Consider the following 1452-nt stretch of genomic DNA (forward strand, 5'->3'; position numbering starts at 1 on the left):
TCCGTGAAGCCAAGCCGCCTGTTTGAAAGGGCCATCGCAAATCTTCGGCCGGCGCTCTTCCAACTTCGTCATCCTAGGGTCTGCGCCGCGTCGCTTCGCTCCTTGCTCCGCCCCAGGATACGAAACGAGAAGCACTGCAAGCTAGTCGCCAACGCATGCGATCAGTTACTCCCTCGGCTCGGGCTCGACCGAAGGCTTCGCCTCGTCAGCAGGCTTGTAGAGATAAAAAAACTGCCAGACGGCGTAGCCGGCGAAGCCAAGCGCGATCATGCCCCAGAACGGCGTACCGGTGGCGAACTCGATGATCGACCAGATGACGCAGACCGCGACGATGGCGACACGCCGCCACAAAGGCCGGAAGAAGGGGTGTTCGGAATCTTTCATAGGGCCAATCTACAGCAATCGGCCTCTCCGGGAACCCGTCGCACCAGCCATTGGGAACTAGACATTTGGAAAGCCTTGCGTCTCGACCGTATAGCCGGCGGCGGTCATGACGCGCATCAATTCCTTGTAGCCAACCTGTGCCATCCTGAGTGGCGGGTTCTTCTTCGGGTCCTGCTCGGCCTCGACCACGAACCAGCCCTCATAGCCATGGTCGGCGAAGCGCTGCACGATGGCGCCGAAATCGAGTGAACCATCGCCCGGCACGGTGAAGGCGCCGAGCGCCACGGCGTCGAGGAAAGATTGCTTCGAGCGATCGAGCCTGTCGATCACCTCCATGCGAACGTCCTTCACATGCACATGGCTGATGCGGGTATGATGGTTGTCGATGGCGCGCAGCACGTCGCCGCCGGCGAATGCCAGATGTCCGGCATCGAGCAGCAGGGGAATGCCGGCTCCGGAATAGCGCATGAAGGCATCGAGTTCCGGCTCGGTCTCGACCACCGCCGCCATGTGGTGGTGATAGGACAGCGGCATGCCCTGTTCGGCGCACCATTCGCCAAATTCGGTCAGGCGTTTCGCGTAGGCCTTCATCTCGTCATCCGACAGCTTCGGCTTGGTCGCCAGCGGCTTCGAGCGGTCGCCCTGGATCGAGCGGCCGACCTCGCCATAGACGATGCAAGGCGCATTCACCGCCTTGAACAGGTCGATCATCGGCTGGATGCGATCCTTGTTGTCGGCCATCTCCCCATCGACCAGCGTGCCGGAGAACCAGCCGCCGCACAGCGTGACGTCGGCGGCCTTCAGGATCGGCAGCATGATTTCGGGGTCATTGGGAAAACGCCGGCCCATCTCCATGCCGGTGAAGCCGGCCGAGCGCGACTGGCGCAGGCATTCTTCCAGCGACACGTCATCGCTGAGTTCCGCAAGATCGTCGTTCCACCACGCAATGGGGGACATGCCCAGTTTGGCTTTCAAGTCGTCACTCCGGTTTAGAACAGTTATCCTTTGGTTGCCGCCGCCCCTCATCCGCCTGCCGGCACCTTCTCCCCGTATAGTGACGGGGAGAAG

At 61.6% G+C, this 1452-nt stretch carries 2 protein-coding genes; both read right to left on the reverse strand.

What is annotated here, in order from left to right; all coding sequences use genetic code 11:
* Positions 1-165: 165 nt before the first annotated feature.
* The gene (locus EOB49_RS33830; protein WP_127383498.1) at positions 166-384 is read right to left on the reverse strand and encodes a DUF3329 domain-containing protein; all 219 of its coding nucleotides are present in this window, start codon (positions 382-384) and stop codon (positions 166-168) included.
* Positions 385-441: 57 nt separating this feature from the next.
* Positions 442-1359: a myo-inosose-2 dehydratase gene (gene iolE / locus EOB49_RS33835; protein WP_127383499.1), complete on the reverse strand. Its 918-nt coding sequence runs from the start codon at positions 1357-1359 to the stop codon at positions 442-444.
* Positions 1360-1452 lie beyond the last annotated feature (93 nt).

It is taken from the genome of Mesorhizobium sp. M7A.F.Ca.MR.148.00.0.0, from assembly GCF_003997735.1.
Classification (GTDB): Bacteria; Pseudomonadota; Alphaproteobacteria; order Rhizobiales; family Rhizobiaceae; genus Mesorhizobium.

Excerpts from the sequence above, each read along its gene's own strand:
- EOB49_RS33830 (WP_127383498.1), bottom strand. The coding sequence starts at position 384 with ATGAAAGATTCCGAACACCCCTTCTTCCGGCCTTTGTGGCGGCGTGTC.